This window comes from Pseudoalteromonas sp. Z9A4 (assembly GCF_011378845.1).
In the GTDB taxonomy this organism is placed as follows: Bacteria; Pseudomonadota; Gammaproteobacteria; order Enterobacterales; family Alteromonadaceae; genus Pseudoalteromonas; species Pseudoalteromonas arctica.
In genome coordinates, this window is record NZ_WTLA01000001.1 from 233,944 (window position 1) to 254,634 (window position 20,691).

A 20,691-nucleotide genomic window follows, 5' to 3' on the forward strand; every position below is an offset into this window, starting at 1 on the left:
TTTATTAGTAATGAATGACTGTACGAATACTTTTGCCTTCGTGCATTAAATCAAACGCTTCGTTAATATCTTCAAGGCTCATTGTGTGAGTAATAAAGTCGCTAAGAGCAAATTCACCTGCCATGTAACGCTCAACAATTTCAGGAAGTTGTGAACGGCCTTTAACGCCACCAAATGCACTACCACGCCATACACGCCCAGTTACCAGTTGAAACGGACGGGTTGATATTTCTTGGCCTGCACCCGCCACACCAATAATTACTGACTCACCCCAACCTTTGTGGCAACACTCAAGTGCTGAGCGCATAACGTCAACATTACCGATACATTCAAACGAGTAGTCAACGCCGCCGTCTGTCATTTCAACAATAACTTCTTGAATTGGCTTGTCGAAATCTTTTGGGTTAATTAAATCAGTTGCACCTAGTTTTGTAGCTAAATCGAATTTAGTGGTGTTTATATCAACACCAATAATACGACCCGCACCGGCCATTTTTGCGCCAATAATCGCAGACAAACCAATACCGCCTAAGCCAAATATAGCAACAGTGTCGCCAGGCTTTACTTTAGCTGTGTTGGTAACTGCGCCCATGCCTGTTGTTACACCACAGCCGAGTAAGCAAATCTCTTCTAGTGATGCTTCTTTATTTACTTTAGCGAGTGAGATTTCTGGCAATACAGTGTACTCAGAGAACGTTGATGTACCCATGTAGTGATAAATTGGTTGGCCATCTTTAAAAAAGCGTGTAGTGCCGTCTGGCATTAGGCCTTTACCTTGTGTTTCGCGCACGGCTGAACACAGGTTAGTTTTACCTGAAGTACACATTTTACATACGCCACATTCTGCAGTGTATAAAGGAATAACATGATCCCCAACTTCAACACTCGTTACGCCTTCGCCAACAGCATAGACAACACCAGCGCCTTCGTGACCTAAAATAGCAGGAAATATGCCTTCAGGATCTTGGCCTGATAATGTAAATGCATCGGTATGACACACACCTGTAGCGGTAATTTTTACCATTACTTCGCCTTTTTTAGGCATCATCACATCAACTTCTTCAACACTAAGTGGTTGATTAGGACCCCAAGCAATGGCAGCTTTTGATTTAATAAATTCAGACATGTGTTTTATTTCCTTTAACTGGCTATTAAAAAATAATTGTAGACCCAATTTGCTTGGGTGATGTGCTTATTGTATTTGTTTCTCAAATAATGATAATCTCAATTTTATTAAAACACTTTTACAGTATGGTAATAATGGCGCGTTGGGATGGAATAGATGAGTTTATAGCTGTAGGGGAGGAGGGCAGCTTTACTGCGGCTGCAAAAATGCTTGGGCTTTCGGTTGCGCATATTAGCCGCCATGTTACGGCGCTTGAGAAACGTTTAAATACCCAGCTTTTAACCCGTACTACTCGTAAAGTGGTTTTAACTAAAGAAGGCGAAGTGTATTTACATCAAATAAAGCACTTACAACATGCTATGGATGAGGCAACTCAAGGTCTTGCCACGCACCAAACTACACCAAAGGGTAAAATTAAGCTCACAGCCCCTGTTATGTATGGGGAAACGTTCATTATGCCTATAGTGCATAATTTTATGAAGGATCATCCCGAGGTAGAAGTTGTTGCCACACTAAGTAACGAGCAAGAAAACTTATTAGAGGGCGGATTTGATTTAGCCATAAGGTTAGGGCATTTAAAAGATTCGAGCTTAAAAGCGCGTAGGTTAAGTGCGCGGCGGTTTATTATGTGCGCGGCACCACAGTATTTAACGCGATTTGGTGAGCCGCATACTTTAGGCGAGCTAAACAGCCATGAATGTTTAATTGGTAATAGCAGCTACTGGCGCGTAAACGAAAATGGGCGCGATAAACACATTAAAATAGCGGGGCGGCTACAGTGTAATAGTGGTTGGGCGCTGGTGGATGGCGCAAAAAAGGGGCTCGGTATTGTACAGTTACCCGACTACTACATTGGCAACGAAATTTCCTCTGGAGAATTAGTTCCTATTCTAACTGCTTATCAACCACAGCAAGAGGGTGTATGGGGCGTGTATCCACCAAGGCAGTTTGTGGCCACTAATGTACGCGTATTACTCGATTATTTAGTCAACGGACTTAAAGCTTAACCGCGAGTTAATGGTTAAATACATATTGCTTTAAATATAGCCAAGTATCAGATTTTTAAATTATTTCTTACATTTTACGTCATACCCAAAGGCACTTTTTTCGTGCTACTATTGCTCAATACTTTTAGGATAAGTGTTAAAAATAATATGTTTCAACCGGTTAGCTTATTTATAGGGCTTAGATATAGTCGCTCCTCTAAGGGAAATGCGTTTATATCGTTTATATCGTTTTTTTCTATTGCCGGTATCGCTATTGGTTTAATGGCTTTATTTACGGTCAGCAGTGTAATGAATGGCTTTGAAAATAGCTTAAAAACGAACATGCTAGGGCTTATTCCTCATGTTGAAATAAAAGCGGAAGCACATACAGCTACACAAATGAATACCCTAAAAACCGACCTCGAACAATCTCCCTATGTTGACCATGTAAGCTTATACCGCCACGGCGAAGCTATTTTACAAACTAATAAAGATTTACATGGCGTTTTACTGCAAGGCCTTTACGACGATAACGGCTCTTTATATAAAATAACCGACAAAATAGTGCAAGGCGATTGGAAAACCGTACTTAACAAAAACTACAGCATTGCAATAAGCCGTTATTTGAGCCGTAAATTAGGCGTTAGCGTGGGTGATAAGCTGCGCGTTATTATGCCTAACGCTTCAACTTATACGCCACTTGGGCGAGTACCTAGCCAGCGTTTATTTAAAGTTGCCGCAATATACGAAACCGGATCTGAGATAGATATGGCACTTGCGTTTACGAGTGGCGCTTCGCTACAACGGGTATTAAAGCTGGATAAAAACACCGCCCCAAATTTAAGTGTTTCATTGCACGAACCTTTCGAACTAGATGAATTTATTGAAGCAAGCCAACGTATTTTAAAAGATCACAATTACAGTGATTGGCGCAGTACCCAAGGTACTCTATTTGCAGCCGTTGCTATGGAAAAGCGCATTATGTCTATGTTGCTTGCCCTCATTGTATTGGTGGCTGTATTTAATATTGTATCGGCATTAACCATGATGGTAAGCGAAAAACAAGGTGAAGTAGCCATACTACAAACGTTAGGTTTAACACCTTCGCAAGTGCAAAAAGTGTTTATGGTGCAAGGCCTATATAACGGCGTAATTGGTACTGCAATAGGCGCATTTTTAGGTGTAATATTTAGTTTATATATAAATGAGCTACTTGCATTAGTGGGCTTAAACTTATTGGCGGGTATAGAGCTTCCGGTAAAATTTGATATTTTGAGTTTAGTAATAATAGCGTTTGCCAGTATTGCTATGAGCTTTTTAGCTACCTTATATCCTGCGCGTAAAGCCGCAAAAGTAAAACCAGCAGAGGTATTACGTTATGAATGATTTAGTAATTAGTTGTGAAAATTTAAGTAAGGTTTATCAAGATGGCAGCAACCAAGTTGAAGTATTAAAAGGCGTTGATTTAGCGCTTCAGCAAGGTGAAATGCTCGCTATTGTGGGGAGTTCAGGCTCTGGTAAAAGTACGCTTTTACACATACTTGGCACATTAGATACCGCAAGCTCAGGTAGCGCTAAAATTAAAAACCAAGAAGTTGCAAAACTTTCGCGAACAGAGCAAGCCGCATTTAGAAACCAAAATTTGGGCTTCATCTATCAATTTCATCACTTATTAATGGAGTTTAGCGCAGTTGAAAACGTGGCTATGCCATTATTAATTAAAGGCTTGAGTGCAAAAGAAGCCAAAGCTCAAGCGCTCGATATGCTCGAAAAAGTAGGCCTTGCACATCGCAGCTCGCATAAACCGTCTGCGCTTTCTGGTGGAGAGCGCCAACGCGTGGCTATTGCCCGTGCACTGGTTACTAAACCTGCGCTTGTGCTTGCTGATGAACCAACCGGTAATTTAGATAAACAAAATGCGATTAAAATTTACGATTTAATTAATGAGCTTAACCAAAGCTTAAACACCAGTTTTGTGGTAGTTACACACGATTTAGAACTTGCCGATAAGCTAGGCAAAATAGCTTATTTAGACGATGGAAAACTAGCTATTAAAGAGTCGCAGCATGTTGCTTAGTGCATTTTTAAGTAAACGTTTTAGAGCCTATTCAGGCCACAAAGATGAAAAAAACGGCTTTGTTAGTTTTATCGCTAAAGCGTCGACTATTGGTATTTTATTAGGTGTCGCGGTTTTAATTGTGGCGCTGTCGGTAATTAATGGTTTTGAGCAGCAACTAGTACATAGATTGCTAAGTGTTGTGCCGCAGGTTGAATATGTAGCACCAAGTAGACCCATTGCAAATTGGTCGCAAAAAGTTGAGGATTTACAAACACAACCGCATGTAACAGGGGCTGCGCCATTTATTGCAGTGAATGGGATGGCGCAATATAAAAGCCAGCTAAAAGCGATAGAAATTCGAGGTGTTGAGCCATCGCTCGAGAGTAATGTATCGGCGGTAAACCAGTTTACCAGTGGTAAATTAGTGAGTCAGTTAGCCCTTGACGATGTAATTTTAGGTAAGCAAATAGTAAAACAGTTAGATGCAAGAGTAGGCGACAACATTACGTTACTTATTCCGCAAATAGGCCAAAAAGGTCAGTCATTATTAGCGCCTAAACGCGTAACACTTAACCTTGCAGGTGTTATAGAAATGGGAGGCCCCATTGATAGTACAGCTGCATTTATACATCTTAATAAAGCGCAGCAAACATTGGGTTACGATGAAACTCAAGTAACAGGGCTGCGGTTAAGTGTTGATGATGTGTTTTCGGCGCACCAAATAGCGCTAAAAGTGGGCCAAACTATTGACGACTACGTGTATGTTTCCAGTTGGTTCAGAACCCAAGGCAGCCTTTTTCAAGATATTCAAATGGTACGTACCATTGTTTATATTGTGGTGTTTTTAATTATAGCGGTAGCCAGTTTTAATATTGTATCCTCTTTAGTGATGGAAGTACGCGAAAAACAAGGCAATATCGCAATTTTAAAAACCATGGGCGCGAAAGACAGTACTATTTTAGCCACCTTTGTAATGCAAGGCTTAATGCAAGCATTTGTAGGCGTGGCACTAGGAACACTAATTGGCGTGGTATTAGCGCTTAATATAAGTGAGCTTTTTACGTGGATAAGCCAATTATTTGGAGCCAATCCACTTGAGGGCGTTTATTTTATAGAGTTTTTACCAAGTAAATTAGTACTTGAAGACATTGGTATTACAGTGATTGTTACGTTTGTGCTTGCGATACTTGCCACTATTTATCCTGCATGGCAAGCAACGCGCGTAGATCCTGCCAAGGTGCTTGGTAACTAGGTATAAGAAGCTCAGATAAAAATTAATAGGGTGGTATTAGTAAACCTGTTAAACTAGGTGCTTATTTAAAATTAAGCAATAACTGCTTGGTTGCTATACCTCACTTTGGGATTTACTTTGACTAATAACGATATTTTACGCCGCATTCGCTACACTTTTAACTTAACTGATACTGCTATGGTCAATGTTTTTGCATCAGCAGAGCATACGGTCACCAAAGAGCAAGTAATTGCATGGTTAACTAAAGAAGGTGAAGAGGCTTTTACCCCAATAAGTGATACTGAGTTTGCTAGCTTTTTAAATGGGTTTATTAATACCCAACGTGGCAAACGCGAAGGTGAGCAACCAGAGCCTGAGAAGAAGCTAAATAATAATATTATTTTCATGAAGCTACGTATTGCTTTAAATATGAAAGCAGAAGATGTTATAGCAACACTTGCACTTGTTGATTTTGATTTAAGTAAACATGAGTTAAGCGCATTTTCTCGAAAAGTAGATAACAAACATTACCGTGTTTGTAACGATCAAATATTACGTTTGTTTTTAACTGGCGTACAAAAGCAGCACCGTCCAGAAGAGTCTGCTGAGTAACTGGTTTTAGCTAATTAGTTTTTAGTTAGTGGGTTTTTTGCGAGCGCAATGCAGTATAAAACCCATTAATTGTTATATTTTTAAACAAACCCACACCTAACCTAATACTTCTAAAATTCCCTTTTGAAAATATAAAAACTCACTTGGCACTGTTCCGTTTTTAAATTTGTGAATTTAAATTCATCTTTAATAAATAAAAATCAAACTTCCAATCAAAAATAATTCACGTAGCTCGCGTTAAACATCTCAATTTTTCATGCTAAGGTAATAGTTAATTATATTAAATTAAGACATTAAAGCATGAATCATAAACTTGATCACGTTTACTTTAACATCTGATAAATACTTTTATTATTAACACGGAAGAATAATTATGAATTATATCCATAGCACAATCGCACAATTAAAAAATAGTAGTCCTGCACAATGCGAGTTTTATCAAGCTGTTGAAGAAGTACTTGAATCACTCGAACCTATCTTAGAAAACTCAGAAAAATACAAAAAAAATGCCATTATACAACGCTTAGTTGAGCCCGAACGCCAAATTATGTTTAGAGTTCCCTGGGTTGATGACGAAGGCAATATTCAGGTAAATAAAGGCTACAGAATTGAGTTTAACTCTGCACTTGGCCCCTATAAAGGTGGCTTACGTTTTCACCCAAGTGTGAATGCCAGCATAATTAAGTTTTTAGGGTTTGAGCAAATATTTAAAAATGCTTTAACAGGTTTACCGATCGGTGGTGGTAAAGGCGGGGCAAACTTTGATCCCAAAGGGCGCTCAGATGCTGAAATAATGCGTTTTTGCCAATCATTTATGAGCGAGCTCTATCGCCATATTGGTCCTACAACCGACGTACCCGCTGGAGACATTGGAGTAGGGGCAAGAGAAATAGGTTACTTGTTTGGTCAATATAAGCGTTTGACTGGGCGCTATGAAGGTGTTTTAACAGGTAAAAGCTTATTGTGGGGTGGATCGCTTGTACGAAAAGAAGCCACTGGATACGGCGCTGTTTATTTTGCTGACTACATGCTGCAAGCGCGCGGCGATAGCCTACAAGGTAAGCGCTGCTTGGTCTCGGGCGCAGGTAATGTTGCTATTTATGCTATGGAAAAGCTTTATCAAATGGGGGCAACACCAGTAAGTTGCAGCGACTCTCGTGGCACTGTGTATCATGAATCGGGTATAGATTTAAATCTTATTAAATGTTTGAAAGAGCAATCGCGTGATTGCTTGAGCGTATATAAAAAAACTCACCCCGATGCTATTTATATTTCTGCAATTGACTACCCTAAAGATGGGCACGCTGTTTGGCGCTTTAATGCTGCCGCTGCTTTTCCGTGCGCCACACAAAATGAATTAACACAGGCAGACGCTAACGCATTATTATCCGGCGGTTGTTTATTAGTAAGTGAAGGCGCAAACATGCCTTCAACAAAAGAGGCTATTGATTGCTTTATTGCTGCAAAAATTGCGTATGGGCCAGGTAAGGCCGCCAATGCTGGCGGCGTTGCAACAAGCCAATTAGAAATGGCGCAAAATGCGAGCATGCAAAGTTGGACCTTTGAAGAAGTTGATGAAAAGCTAAAACAAATTATGAAAAATATATTTGTTACCGCTAACGACACCGCTACAGAATTTGGTGAGCCTGGAAACCTTTTATTAGGCGCTAACATTGCAGGCTTTAGGCGCGTTGCAGATGCAATGATTGAGCAGGGTGTCGTTTAATATTAAAGCTGAACAATAAGGCTTTAATATAATGTGATTTTAAAACTAGCCATAAAATTGAGTATATTATGGTTAGTTTTAAATATTAACGCCATTAGTGAACTATAACCCTATAAAGCTGGGCTATAACAGCGTAGGATCAAGTTACTTTCGAATGAAAATTAGGTTTGCACTTTAGGTGCATTAAGACAAAAAATTATGCAACTAACTGCAAAACCATCACTTCCTAATGCGTTACTTATTTCTATTAGTACACCACAATTTAAAGGTGACGAAGCAACAGAATCGCTTGCAGAGCTTGCTCGTTTGGTAACTACGTTAGGCTTTAAAGTAGTAGGTACACAATCGCAAAAGCAAAGTTCTACCCAAAAAGTTAATGTACTGGGCTCAGGAAAACTAGCTGAAATAGCACACCTTACCGGCAATAAAGGGATGGTTGAAAACGAGCAAGAAGATGATTTACTTGATGAAGACCCTTTAACCGAAATATCCTCAGAAATTCCATCAGACGAACTTGATTTTGCATGTGCTGATGTAGTGGTATTTGACTGTGATTTAACGCCTTCTCAACTGCGTAATGTTGAGAACCAGCTTGGTGTAGAAGTATTTGATCGCACCGGTATTATCATTGAAATATTTAGCCGTCATGCGCGTACTAAAACTGCAAAATTACAAGTTGAAATTGCTCGCCTTAATTATGTAGCGCCACGACTGCGTGAAACATCAACAGGTGATAAAGAACGCCAAATGGGTAAAGGTGCGGGTGAAACCACACTTGAGCTAAATCGCCGTAAGGTGCGCGATCAGTTAGCAGAATTAAAGCGCGAACTTGTTAGTGTTCAAGATGTAATGATGGACAGACGTACGCAGCGCTCTGAGCTATTCTCAGTGGCTTTAATTGGTTATACCAATGCGGGCAAGTCATCAATGATGCGCGCAATTACAGGTAGTGATGTAGAAGGCGAAAATAAACTCTTTGCAACGCTAGATACCACTGTTCGCGCGCTGTATCCGATTACCCAGCCTCGTATATTGGTTTCAGATACGGTTGGTTTTATTAAAAAATTACCTCATGATTTGGTTGCTTCATTTCATTCAACGCTCGCTGAGGCACATGATGCGTCGTTATTGTTGTATGTTGTAGATGCTTCAGATCCTTCTTTTCGCTCACAACTTGAAGTAGTACATAAAGTACTGGCAGAAGTTGGGGTGGAAGGCAGCAAAAAATTATTAGTACTGAATAAGTCAGACCAATTAAGTACTGAGCAGCAGCAGTCGCTAATGGATGAATTTCCTGATGCGATGATGACCTCTACGCGTAATCCAGATGATATTAGTAAATTGCACAAATACATTATTGGCATTGCTCAAGAGGACATGATTGAAGAAGAGATTGTTATACCGTACACAGCCAAAGGTATCGTGGGCGAAATCCGATCGAGTATGAGTGTTGTTAAAGAAGAATATGAATACAGCCACATTAAATTAACAGTGCGCTCGAGTGCGATTGATTTAGAACGTTTAAAAAAGAGAATGTTAGATTTATAATAAATTTAGTATACAAAAAGCACAGCCAATTGGCTGTGCTTTTTAATCGTTACTTGAGGTAGATTTATTATTCAGAGTTCAGATTTTTTGTAGAGAAAAATTTGGAGAAGGCTTTGTCGCTTAGCTCTTCTTGCATTTGCTCACGCATTTTAAATTTTTGCAGTTTACCTGTTACTGTCATTGGATAGTTTTCTACAAAACGGATATGTCGTGGCATTTTAAAATAGGCTAGTTTGTCTTTTAAAAACTCACGAATTGCTTGCTCATCAAGCACCGCGTCTTCTTTTGGTTGGATCCAAGCGCACACTTCCTCGCCATACCTTTCATCTGTTATACCAAATATGGCAGCATCTTGAATGCCCGGGTAGGTGTAAAGCACTTCTTCTATTTCGCGCGGGTAAATGTTTTCGCCGCCACGAATAATCATATCTTTAATACGGCCAACAATAGTGACAAACCCTTCTGTATCCATGACACCTAAATCGCCAGAGTGTAGCCAACCGTTGTCATCTATTGTGGCTTTTGTTTTAGCATCGTCATTCCAATAGCAGCGCATTATACCTGCACCTTTACTACACACTTCGCCAGGTTGACCAATTTGTTGAATGTTACCCAACTCGTCAATAATTTTAACCTCGGTATGGGCAAGTGCGCGGCCAACCGTCGTTACTTGCCGCTCTATTGAAGAGTCTGTTTCGGTAATGTTGTTTATGGGGCTGCACTCAGTTTGCCCGTAAGCAATCAGTACTTGATGCATGTTCATTTGTGTTTGTACTTTGCGCATTACTTGCTCTGGGCATGTAGAGCCTGCCATTACACCCGTGCGTAAAGTACTTAAGTCATAATCGTTAAAATTACTTAGCTCAAGCTCACTAATAAACATGGTAGGTACACCGTGCAGCGCTGTACATCCTTCTTGTTGAACTACATCTAGTGTGGTTTTTGCATCAAACGAATCGCCTGGATAAATGGCTGCTGCACCTTTACTAACACACAATAAACTACCCAATACCATTGCAAAGCAATGATATAACGGGATAGGGATACATAACTTGTCATCGCTCGTAAAGTGCATAGATTCGGCGACGAATAGCGCATTATTTAAAATATTTTTATGAGTGAGCGTTGCGCCTTTTGGGTTGCCTGTTGTGCCTGATGTAAATTGTATATTGATGTCTTGCTCAGCATTTAAGTTTGCACCTATTGCTTTTAATTCAAGCTCATGTGCCGATGTTGGCAAGTTAATAACATCATTAAAAGAGTACATACCAGGAGATGCTTCATCGCCAATGCGGATTATATTTTTAAGAGTGGGCAGTGCTTTTAAATTAAGTGTGTCTTTATCGCAAGTTGCAAGTTCTGGAGCCAAACCATTGAGCATTTCTAAATAATCACTGCCTTTAAAGTTTGATGCTGTGATTAGAGTAGAGCATTCAACACTATTTAAGGCATATTGTAATTCGTTAGGGCGATATGCAGGGTTGATGCAAACCATTATTGCGCCAATTTTTGCCGTTGCAAATTGGGTTAAGCACCACTCAATATTATTAGGAGACCAAATACCAACACGCTCGCCTGGTTTCACGCCAAGTGCCAGCAACCCCATAGCAAGTTGATTAACTTCTTTTTGAAATTCTTTATACGTTAAGCGAATACCCTGGTGATGAACTACAACAGCTAACGCCTCTGGATTTTTGTCGACAATAAAGTCAAAGTACTCCCCGATAGTCGAATTTGTTAAAGGTGTGCTTTGTATACCTTTAAAATAGCTTTGCGATAACGGTAAGTGATTTATTTGTTCTACTTCTTTTACCGCAATAGTGTGTGTGTGCATTGCTCTCTCCATGAAAATGTGTGTGAGTTATGTAAACTACAAAGTTAAAATAAACACATATTGTCGACAAAGAGAAGTGCAGTTAGACTAATGTATAATTAGATTAATAAAATCTAATTATGTTTTTTAGATACAAAAAAACGCGTCTTACACTGTAAGTACGCGTTTTTAAACGAGCAATAACTTTACATTTCGTCGCTGCGGTATGTTTTTTTCATTATGTAAACGTAAGCGTTTACAAATGCATTTTCTTGGTACTTTTTAAGGCCTGTTTCTTCAAAATCAATAGGAATAGGATTACGCTTTACCTGTTCTTTAATTTCAGTTGTGGTAAATAAACGTACATCTAAATTGTCGATTAATTGAATCGCAGTTTCCATTTTGAATCCTTTTGCGCTGCCAGCAAATTTACCTTTAGGCTGACGCTCACGGATTGCAACAGAATCAATTTGGTAATCTTGCATTAGTTTTGCAAAATCGAATTGAAATTTACGCATTACTTCAGTGTCGTTACCGTTACCTAAGGTAAAGCGTGTTTGGCGCACATCGCGAATATCAAATACGTCATTATCTTTACTTAAAATACAAAGTAGTACATCACTACCGGTAATTTCTACACCACATGTTCTCATGTCTATTCTCTAAAATAACTTAATTACGCAGTATTATACGCAACACACATTAAAATGCGAGTGTAGGTATAGTTGTAGGTGCGTAATTAGTGCGTTGATGCTTTTATATTTTAATGAAATTATTTTTTTTGCTCTAAAAGTTACATTTTGTGCTCAAAACGGGTGGATTTCACCCCTTAAAACTTGTAATTAAATGCGCAGCACGCGACAATATATCTTTGTAGTTGAATAGACTCTGCATCTACATTTGTTAGTCAATGCTTATTCGTAAAAGCGTTGTCGAGTCATTCTCATTTAATTTATTAAAAATACACGTGATACATTGTAGGTGTCACCACTGTAGCAAGGATTTATAATGCCAGTTATTACTCTTCCAGACGGAAGTCAACGTAGTTTTGAAAACCCTGTAAGCACGCTTGATGTTGCAAACGATATTGGCCCTGGTTTAGCTAAAGCGACCATTGCGGGTCGTGTTAATGGCGACCGTGTTGATGCATGTGATTTAATTAGTGAAGACTCTCGTCTTGAGATCATTACCGCTAAAGACGATGACGGCCTTGAAATCATTCGTCACTCTTGTGCTCACTTAATTGGTCATGCAGTTAAGCAACTTTTCCCAGACGCAAAAATGGCAATAGGTCCTACCATTGATAACGGTTTTTACTACGATATCGATATGGAACATTCATTATCACAAGATGATCTTGAAGCAATTGAAAAGCGTATGTTGCAACTTGCAAAAACCAACTACGACGTAGTGAAAAAAACAGTAAGCTGGCAAGAAGCACGCGATACATTTGAAGCGCGTGGCGAAACATACAAAATAGAAATTCTGGACGAAAACATCGCTAAAGATGACCGCCCAGGGTTATATCATCACGAAGAATATGTAGACATGTGTCGTGGACCTCACGTTCCTAACATGAAATTTTGCCAAAACTTCAAAATAATGAAAGTTGCGGGTGCATATTGGCGTGGTGATTCAGAAAACAAAATGCTACAACGCATTTACGGCACAGCGTGGGGCGATAAAAAGCAACTTAAAGCGTATTTAAAACGCCTTGAAGAAGCTGAAAAACGCGATCACCGCCGTATTGGTAAAGCGCTTGATTTATGGCATTGGCAAGAAGAAGCGCCAGGCATGGTATTTTGGCACAACGATGGTTGGAGCATTTACCGCGAGCTTGAAGAATTTGTACGTGAAAAGTTACGCGAATATGAGTACGAAGAAGTAAAAGGTCCAATGATGATGGACCGTTCACTTTGGGAAAAATCAGGTCACTGGGAAAAATATTCAGAAGCAATGTTTACCACTGAGTCTGAAAAGCGTGAATACGCGATTAAACCAATGAACTGCCCAGGACATGTGCAGATCTTTAACCAGGGTTTAAAATCGTACCGTGATTTACCACTTCGTATGGCTGAATTTGGTTGTTGTCATCGTAATGAACCATCAGGTGCACTACACGGTTTAATGCGTGTACGTGGCTTTACACAAGATGATGCTCACATTTTCTGTACCGAAGAGCAGATAATGGACGAAGTTTCAGCGTGTATTAAGATGGTTTATGATACATATGAAACATTCGGATTTGAGAAGATTGTAGTTAAGCTATCTACTCGCCCAGAACAACGCATTGGTGAAGACCATATGTGGGATAAAGCAGAGCTTGCTTTAGCCGAAGCACTTAAGCTAAACGATATTGAATTTGATTATCTTCCGGGTGAAGGCGCGTTTTATGGTCCAAAGATTGAATTTACTTTATACGATTGTTTAGACAGAGCGTGGCAGTGTGGTACAGTGCAATTAGACTTTGCATTACCGGGTCGTTTAGGCGCTACTTATGTAGCAGAAAATAACGAACGTCGTACACCTGTAATGATACATCGTGCTATTTTAGGTTCTATTGAACGCTTTATTGGCATTTTAACTGAAGAGTACGCTGGTTTATTCCCGACGTGGCTTGCGCCAAAGCAAGTGGTAATTATGAATATTACCGATAAACAGGCTCCTTATGTTAAAGAAGTTGTACAAAAATTAAATAAACTTGGAATTAGAGCCGCTGCTGACTTGAGAAATGAGAAGATTGGCTTTAAAATCCGTGAGCATACACTGAAGCGTATTCCATACTTGCTTGTTGTTGGCGATAAAGAAGTTGAACAACAAGAAGTAGCAGTGCGTACTCGCACAGGTGAAGACCTAGGCAAATTTAATGTCGATGATTTTGTAGCTAAAATTAGCGAAGAAATTAAAAATCGACAGTAAAAATCGAGCGTGTAAGGCATTAACAAACAGCCAATTACACGCTTATATTATTGATATTCTTGGAGGAACGTACTATTAGAGGCGGCAAGAAAGGGCAACAAACAGCTCAAAAAAATCGTATTAACGAAGAAATTACAGCGCAAGAAGTTCGTTTAATTGACATTGAAGGCGAACAAGCTGGAATTCAGTCATTACAAGACGCGCAAACTATGGCCGATGCAGCGGGTGTTGATCTTGTTGAGATCAGTCCAAACGCTGAGCCGCCTGTTTGTAGAATCATGGATTACGGTAAGTTCATCTTTGAAAAAAGCAAAGAACTAAAAGAGCAGAAGAAGAAGCAAAAGCAAATCCAGATAAAAGAAATCAAATTCCGTCCTGGTACGGATGAAGGTGATTATCAGGTTAAGCTTCGCAACTTACGTAAGTTCTTAGAAGCTGGCGATAAAGCTAAGATTACTATCCGCTTCCGTGGTCGTGAAATGGCTCACCAAGAAATTGGTATAGAATTATTAAACCGTATCAAAGCCGATTTAGAAGAACTTGCAGTAGTTGAGTCTTTCCCAAATCGTGTTGAAGGTCGCCAAATGGTTATGATGATGGCGCCTGTTGCTAAAAAATAATTTTTAAGCGATAATACGCACCGAAATTAGCTCAGGTCTGCAAGTAATATGCGAATATTCACCTGAGTTAACCGGTATTAAAGTAAGATTGCGGCATTTATGCTGGGTCTTCACCGGAACATGGCAGTAAGTTAGGCCTAAAAGTGGAGCTATAGAAATATATCTCACGCCTGCTTACTAATTTAAAAGCAATACAATTTGGAGTTATTGCAATGGCTTATAAGCTAAAAAGTCACAGTGGCGCTGCTAAGCGTTTCAAAAAGACTGCTTCTGGCGGTTTCAAGCGTAAACAAGCGCATCTTCGTCATATTCTGACTAAGAAAACTTCTAAGCGTAAGTTACACCTACGTCCTAAGATGATGGTTCATAAAAATGACCATGGTCTAGTTTCACGTATGTTACCGTTCGCTTAATAGGGGTTTTTAGAAATGGCAAGAGTTAAACGCGGCGTTGTCGCACGTGCACGTCACAAAAAAGTTTTAAAACAAGCAAAAGGTTACTACGGAGCACGTTCACGTGTTTACCGCGTAGCTTTCCAGGCTGTTACTAAAGCGGGTCAATACGCTTACCGTGACCGTCGTGCGAAGAAACGTACTTTCCGTCAATTATGGATTGCACGTATCAATGCTGCTTCACGTCAAAATGGTCTGTCTTACAGCCGTTTTATCAATGGTCTTAAAAAGACATCTGTAGAAATCGATCGTAAGATCCTTGCAGATATCGCTGTTTATGATCAAGTTGCATTCGCAGCGCTTGTAGAAAAAGCAAAAGAAGGCCTAGCCGCTTAAGCTTTTTCATATAAGTATTAAAAAGGAGCCTATGGCTCCTTTTTTTGTGCCTGTAATTTAATAACTTACACTTTTTATATAGCTGAGCTAAATTAGTTTTCTCAAATTAATATCTATTTGCTTATATAAGCTCTATTTATCGATAAAAAGATACGTTAGAGCAGGGCGAAATTCACTATTTAGTTGTTATTTAAATTGCTCCATCATTACTCACTCTCCTGGATCCATGCAGACGTATATCAGACATTTTTGACGCTGTTAGCGTCAGATGTAATCCTTTAAATTGATTAAGTATTTTTACGAGTTGGTATAAATAGTAATGTAATGAATTACTGTACATTAATAATGTTATATAGCCTTAAAATACAGGTGTGAATGAGTGACATGTAGTTGGCTGCATTTTTTTGTTGAATCACCGCAGTTTCCTCATTATAAAAAATTTAGTTGATATAATTTATATAATTAAGGCGTTTGTTAGAGAATTTTATGTTTGCAAGTTTACTAGTTTTATCTGCAAGTGTGGCGTATGACGCACACTTACCTCCATTAATTGAGTGGCAGGGGAAAAGCGTAGAGCTTTTACAAAAACAAGGGCCGTTAACTACTGATTTTGAGTTGTCAGAAGGGGAAGCGTCGCCCGATTATGCAAATACAATGGCATTTGTAGATAGGTTAGTTGCTGCAAACCCTACTCAGTTTCAATCTCAAACCATTGGCTATAGTAATAGCAAGCGTGCAATAAAAATGTTGATTGCCAGTGAACAAGGTTTTTTTGAAGCAAGGCAAATGGCTAATAGCACTAAGCCAACTATTTTTATCCAGGCAGGAATACATTCTGGTGAAATAGACGGTAAAGATGCCATGTTTATGTTACTCAGAGATATAGCGACTGGTAAGCGCCGTGACATTTTAAAAAAGGTAAACATATTATTTATTCCTATTTTAAATGTAGATGGACACGAACGTAGCAGTGCATTCAATCGCATCAATCAACGGGGCCCTACAAAAATGGGCTTTAGAACAAATGCTAATAACCTTAATTTAAATCGTGATTTTACTAAATTAGATACCCCAGAAGTTAGAAGTGTTCTAAAGGTTATTAACGACTACAACCCAAATTTATACATTGATGTACACGTAACCGACGGCGCAGATTACCAATACGATGTGACTTATGGCTACAATCCGGTATTTTCAAGCGAGTCGCCTGCGGTATCTGATGCACTAAACCAGTTTTTTAAACCTCTGATTGACGATACGCTAGCTAAGCAAGGGCACATGCCAGGGCCACTTGTTTTTGTTATGGACAAGCGCGACTTTAAAAAAGGATTAGCGGGATGGGTTGCTACGCCGCGCTTTTCAAATGGTTGGGGTGATTTAAAGTCATTACCGACTATTTTAGTTGAAAATCATTCATTGAAGCCTTACAAGCAACGTGTATTAGGAACTTACGTATTTTTAGATGGTGCTATTACTGCGCTATCAAAGCACAGTCATGAATTAGCTAATGCAGTAAAAAAAGAACAGGAATTTGTTCCTAAACAGTTAATAGTAAAGCGTGGCTATTCCAAGCAAGCTGATACGATTGCGCAGTTTAAAGGTATTGAGTATTCATCAAGCATGAATGCGCTCTCAGGCCAAAATGAAGTGAAGTATTTGGGTAAAGCACATACATATACCGACTTACCTATTTATTGGCAAAAAGATGTACAACATACAGTTGAAGTACCTAAAGCTTTTTTTATTCCGCCTGTATATCGCAATATTATTAAGAAACTAAAGTTACATGGTGTCTCTATTAATAAGCTTGAAGGGGCAAACACACAGCCTTTAAAAGTAGCAAAGGTGGCAGACTACACGTTTGATAAAGCACCATTTGAAGGCCGTTTTAGAGTGTCAGCAAGTTTTGATTATGTCCCTGCTATAAATGTAGATTTAGATGGTTGGTATCAAGTCAATACTCAACAAAAAGCAGGTGAGCTTGCTGTGCATTTATTGCACCCTGAAGCACCAGATTCGTTTTTTGCATGGGGGGAATTTAATACTATTTTTCAGCGTACTGAGTACATGGAAAACTATGCACTAATTCCGTTTGCACGCCAAATGCTAAAGGACAATCCAAAGCTAGCGCTTAAGTTTGATGAAAAGCTTAAAGATAAATCTTTCGAAAGCGACGCTGATGCGAGATTAAACTGGTTATATGAGCAAAGTCCATTTTATGATCAAGCGTACTTAAAGTACCCAATATTGATGTCATTTGAAGAAGAAGTTGTTATCCCGGATCAAAAAAGTAAAGAAATCTAATATGCAAATTATAACCATACCCGTCACTGCATTTGCACAAAATAGTCGTATTATTTGGTGTAGTGAAACTAAACAAGCCGTAGTCATAGACCCAGGTGGCGACCCTGATAAAATAGTAGCAGCCCTTAATGAGCATAAACTAGAATTAAGTGCTATTTGGTTAACGCACGGGCATTTAGATCATGTGGGTGGGGCTGATATTTTACGTAATCAATTTAACGTACAAATTATTGGCCCACAAAAAGATGAGTACTTCTGGTTTGAAAACTTACCTATGCAAGCACAAATGTTCGGGTTTAAACCCATTGAGCCTTTTTATCCGGATATTTGGCTAAACCATAACGATACCGTGAGCGTAGGTAAACTTAGCTTTTTAGTGAAGCATTGCCCAGGGCATACACCTGGTCATATTGTGTTTTATCAACAAGAGAATGAATGCGTTATTGTAGGTGATGTTATTTTTAAAGGCTCAGTAGGGCGAACTGATTTCCCTAAGGGGAACAGCGAACAACTTATAGAATCGATTAAGACGCATATTCTAACCTTACCTGATAATACTAAAATATTGGCAGGGCATGGGAGCGACACTACGGTTGGATTTGAAAAACAAACAAACCCTTTTGTGAGTGGTAAGTTTGGTTAAGTTACTTATTTGAAGTTTGGCAAACTGCATAAAAATTAAAAATAAGCAGACTGAGTTTTAAAATAGTTGTATAATTTAACCAGTTTATTTGATAAATAAGAAATAAAATGTCTCTAAATCACGTAGATCGCCAAATATTGGCACTTTTACAACAAGATGCTAGTTTATCAACCGCAGAAATTGCTGATAAAGTAGGCTTGTCTCAGTCTCCATGCTGGCGTCGAATTGCCAAGCTAGAGCAAGATGGTTATATAAAAAGCAAAGTGGCTCTTTTAGATGAGAAAAAACTTGGCTTTGATATGCTTGTATATGCACATGTGCGCTTATCAAATCACGGTAAAAAGAACCTTGCTGAATTTGAAAAACTTATAATGAGTTATGATCAAGTAACAGAGTGTTACACCATGGCCGGAACAATGGACTTTATGCTACGCATAATTTCACAAGGCATAGAAGGTTATGAGCACTTTGTACGCGATAATTTACTAAGCTTAGAATATGTACAAGAAGTACATTCTAATGTAACAATGACATGTGTAAAACGTAGTACTTCCCTCCCTTTATAAAAGCACTTCTTTTAAAAGCTAAACCTCTTTTAGTTTAGTTTAACCACATAATGACAATTGTTAACTGAGCGCTAATTTGGTAGAATTTAGCGCTTTTTTTGATACCCATTACACCATTTGAGGAACTCAATGTTTAACTTACTCAGTAGGGCGCCTAGCTCTGCTAAAAACGATATTCTATCTGGATTAACTGTGGCGCTAGCCTTGGTGCCAGAAGCTGTTGCGTTTGCCTTTGTTGCAAATGTAGAACCTTTAGTTGGTCTATATGCCGCGTTTATCGTTGGTTTAATCACGGCTATATTTGGTGGCCGCCCTGGTATGATTTCAGGTGCAACCGGTGCACTAGCTGTTGTTATGGTAAGTTTAGTGCTTGATCATGGTGTTGAGTATTTATTTGCGACCGTATTGCTCATGGGCATACTGCAGATACTCGCGGGTGTATTTAAACTCGGTAAGTTTATCCGCATGGTTCCTCATCCGGTAATGCTTGGTTTTGTAAACGGCTTAGCTATTGTTATTTTTCTTGCTCAGTTAGGACAATTTAAAGTGCCTGATGGTATGGGCGGACAAGAATGGATGACGGGTAACCCGTTATATATTATGCTTGGTTTAGTGGCTTTAACCATGGCTATTATTCAGTTTTTACCTAAACTAACAACGGCTGTACCCTCTACATTAGTCGCTATTATTACAGTGACCGCTTTAGTTATTGGTTTGGACTTAGAAGCGCATACCGTAGTTGATTTCTTAAAAGGAATGACAGGCGACGAAGCTGCAACAATTGCAGGCGGTTTACCTCAGTTTCATATTCCTATGGTACCGTTTACTTTCGAAACGCTACAAATTATTTTTCCTTATGCACTTATTTTAGCGGCTATTGGTTTAATTGAATCATTATTAACGCTTAGCTTAATTGACGAGATTACAGAAACTCGTGGTCACAGTAATAAAGAGTGTATAGGCCAAGGCGCTGCAAATATTACTTGTGGTATGTTTGGTGCAATGGGGGGTTGTGCAATGATTGGTCAATCAATGATCAACATTAACTCAGGTGGTCGTTCTCGCTTATCGGGTATAAGTGCTGCATTGATGTTGCTTGCGTTCATCATATTCGCTTCAAGCTTAATTGAGATGATCCCACTAGCTGCACTTGTTGGTGTTATGTTTATGGTTGTATTAGGTACGTTTGAATGGGCCAGCTTTAAAATGATGAAGCGTGTGCCTCTATCTGACGCTTTCGTAATAGTACTTGTATCGGGTGTGACTGTTATTACCGATTTAGCGATTGCAGTATGTGTAGGTGTTATTGTATCTGCATTAGTATTTGCTTGGCAGCATGCTAAGCACATATACACAACTAACTATATTGATGAAGAAGGCGCTAAAGTATATGAGTTACATGGCCCGCTTTTCTTTGGTTCAGTTAAAAACTTTGCAGAGTTATTTGATGTTAAAAATGACCCTAAAAATGTAATTGTTGAATTTAAGCATAGCCGCGTATCTGATCACAGTGCAATAGAAGCAATTGACACACTTGCTGATAAGTACACAAAAGCAGGTAAACAACTTCACTTACGTCACTTAAGTAAAGACTGTACGCAGTTGCTTCATAAAGCACGCGATTTGGTTGAAGTGAATGTGATTGAAGATCCAACATACAAAGTAGCATCAGACAAACTAGCTTAATTTACACAAAGCTATTTATATTTAAAAAGCGAAAGGTGAATAACCTTTCGCTTTTTTAGTGTAT

The 20,691-nt window shown here is 39.1% G+C and carries 18 protein-coding genes; 15 read left to right on the forward strand and 3 right to left on the reverse strand.

Annotation, left to right across the window (positions count from 1 at the left end):
• Positions 1 to 4: 4 nt before the first annotated feature.
• The gene (locus tag GQR54_RS01005; protein ID WP_002960732.1) at positions 5 to 1,126 is read right to left on the reverse strand and encodes an S-(hydroxymethyl)glutathione dehydrogenase/class III alcohol dehydrogenase; all 1,122 of its coding nucleotides are present in this window, start codon (positions 1,124 to 1,126) and stop codon (positions 5 to 7) included.
• Positions 1,127 to 1,260: 134 nt separating this feature from the next.
• Between GQR54_RS01005 and GQR54_RS01010 the strand changes: the two genes are divergently transcribed.
• The 7 genes from GQR54_RS01010 (at position 1,261) to hflX (ending at position 9,288) form a co-directional block, all read left to right on the forward strand.
• Entirely contained in the window at positions 1,261 to 2,133 is an 873-nt protein-coding gene (locus GQR54_RS01010; RefSeq protein WP_206017585.1) for a LysR family transcriptional regulator, read from the forward strand.
• Between the two features lie 147 nt (positions 2,134 to 2,280).
• Positions 2,281 to 3,498 carry a lipoprotein-releasing ABC transporter permease subunit gene (locus tag GQR54_RS01015; protein ID WP_166376281.1) on the forward strand — a complete coding sequence of 406 codons (1,218 nt, stop codon included), beginning with the start codon at positions 2,281 to 2,283 and terminating at the stop codon, positions 3,496 to 3,498.
• Positions 3,491 to 4,189 carry a lipoprotein-releasing ABC transporter ATP-binding protein LolD gene (lolD, locus tag GQR54_RS01020; RefSeq protein WP_007375330.1) on the forward strand — a complete coding sequence of 233 codons (699 nt, stop codon included), beginning with the start codon at positions 3,491 to 3,493 and terminating at the stop codon, positions 4,187 to 4,189. Before GQR54_RS01015 ends, lolD begins: the two co-directional genes overlap by 8 nt.
• Positions 4,179 to 5,423, forward strand: a complete 1,245-nt coding sequence (locus GQR54_RS01025) for a lipoprotein-releasing ABC transporter permease subunit (protein WP_165727442.1) — start codon at positions 4,179 to 4,181, stop codon at positions 5,421 to 5,423. The genes lolD and GQR54_RS01025 overlap by 11 nt, the downstream gene beginning before the upstream one ends.
• Positions 5,424 to 5,540: 117 nt before the next feature.
• A complete protein-coding gene (locus GQR54_RS01030; RefSeq protein WP_002960721.1) occupies positions 5,541 to 6,014 on the forward strand; it encodes a DUF1456 family protein in 474 nt (157 codons plus the stop codon).
• 373 nt (positions 6,015 to 6,387) lie between these two features.
• On the forward strand, positions 6,388 to 7,740 hold the full coding sequence (gene gdhA / locus GQR54_RS01035; protein WP_165741898.1) for an NADP-specific glutamate dehydrogenase: 1,353 nt from the start codon (positions 6,388 to 6,390) through the stop codon (positions 7,738 to 7,740).
• A gap of 198 nt (positions 7,741 to 7,938) precedes the next feature.
• Positions 7,939 to 9,288, forward strand: coding sequence for a GTPase HflX (gene hflX, locus GQR54_RS01040; RefSeq protein WP_024592374.1), 1,350 nt, complete (start codon positions 7,939 to 7,941; stop codon positions 9,286 to 9,288).
• Between the two features lie 67 nt (positions 9,289 to 9,355).
• Here the strand turns inward: hflX and GQR54_RS01045 are convergent, their stop codons facing one another.
• The gene (locus tag GQR54_RS01045; RefSeq protein ID WP_166376282.1) at positions 9,356 to 11,122 is read right to left on the reverse strand and encodes an AMP-binding protein; all 1,767 of its coding nucleotides are present in this window, start codon (positions 11,120 to 11,122) and stop codon (positions 9,356 to 9,358) included.
• A gap of 185 nt (positions 11,123 to 11,307) precedes the next feature.
• Positions 11,308 to 11,754 carry a DUF3010 family protein gene (locus GQR54_RS01050; protein ID WP_007582681.1) on the reverse strand — a complete coding sequence of 149 codons (447 nt, stop codon included), beginning with the start codon at positions 11,752 to 11,754 and terminating at the stop codon, positions 11,308 to 11,310.
• A 355-nt stretch (positions 11,755 to 12,109) separates the two neighbouring features.
• On the opposite strand from GQR54_RS01050, the gene thrS reads away from it, so the two are divergent.
• The 8 genes from thrS to GQR54_RS01090 all read left to right on the forward strand — a co-directional run bounded on the left by thrS (position 12,110) and on the right by GQR54_RS01090 (position 20,627).
• Positions 12,110 to 14,020, forward strand: a complete 1,911-nt coding sequence (thrS, locus tag GQR54_RS01055; protein WP_007582683.1) for a threonine--tRNA ligase — start codon at positions 12,110 to 12,112, stop codon at positions 14,018 to 14,020.
• Positions 14,021 to 14,079: 59 nt separating this feature from the next.
• A complete protein-coding gene (infC, locus tag GQR54_RS01060; RefSeq protein WP_002960714.1) occupies positions 14,080 to 14,640 on the forward strand; it encodes a translation initiation factor IF-3 in 561 nt (186 codons plus the stop codon).
• A gap of 212 nt (positions 14,641 to 14,852) precedes the next feature.
• The gene (gene rpmI / locus GQR54_RS01065) at positions 14,853 to 15,053 is read left to right on the forward strand and encodes a 50S ribosomal protein L35 (protein ID WP_002960713.1); all 201 of its coding nucleotides are present in this window, start codon (positions 14,853 to 14,855) and stop codon (positions 15,051 to 15,053) included.
• A gap of 15 nt (positions 15,054 to 15,068) precedes the next feature.
• Positions 15,069 to 15,428, forward strand: a complete 360-nt coding sequence (gene rplT / locus GQR54_RS01070; RefSeq protein ID WP_002960711.1) for a 50S ribosomal protein L20 — start codon at positions 15,069 to 15,071, stop codon at positions 15,426 to 15,428.
• A 486-nt stretch (positions 15,429 to 15,914) separates the two neighbouring features.
• Positions 15,915 to 17,732 (forward strand): M14 family metallopeptidase, encoded by a 1,818-nt coding sequence (locus tag GQR54_RS01075; protein ID WP_166376283.1) that lies wholly within the window; start codon positions 15,915 to 15,917, stop codon positions 17,730 to 17,732.
• A 1-nt stretch (position 17,733) separates the two neighbouring features.
• On the forward strand, positions 17,734 to 18,375 hold the full coding sequence (locus GQR54_RS01080) for an MBL fold metallo-hydrolase (protein ID WP_166376284.1): 642 nt from the start codon (positions 17,734 to 17,736) through the stop codon (positions 18,373 to 18,375).
• A gap of 107 nt (positions 18,376 to 18,482) precedes the next feature.
• Positions 18,483 to 18,941, forward strand: a complete 459-nt coding sequence (locus GQR54_RS01085; RefSeq protein WP_007375323.1) for an Lrp/AsnC family transcriptional regulator — start codon at positions 18,483 to 18,485, stop codon at positions 18,939 to 18,941.
• Between the two features lie 129 nt (positions 18,942 to 19,070).
• Positions 19,071 to 20,627, forward strand: coding sequence for a SulP family inorganic anion transporter (locus GQR54_RS01090; RefSeq protein WP_010554472.1), 1,557 nt, complete (start codon positions 19,071 to 19,073; stop codon positions 20,625 to 20,627).
• Positions 20,628 to 20,691: the final 64 nt, after the last annotated feature.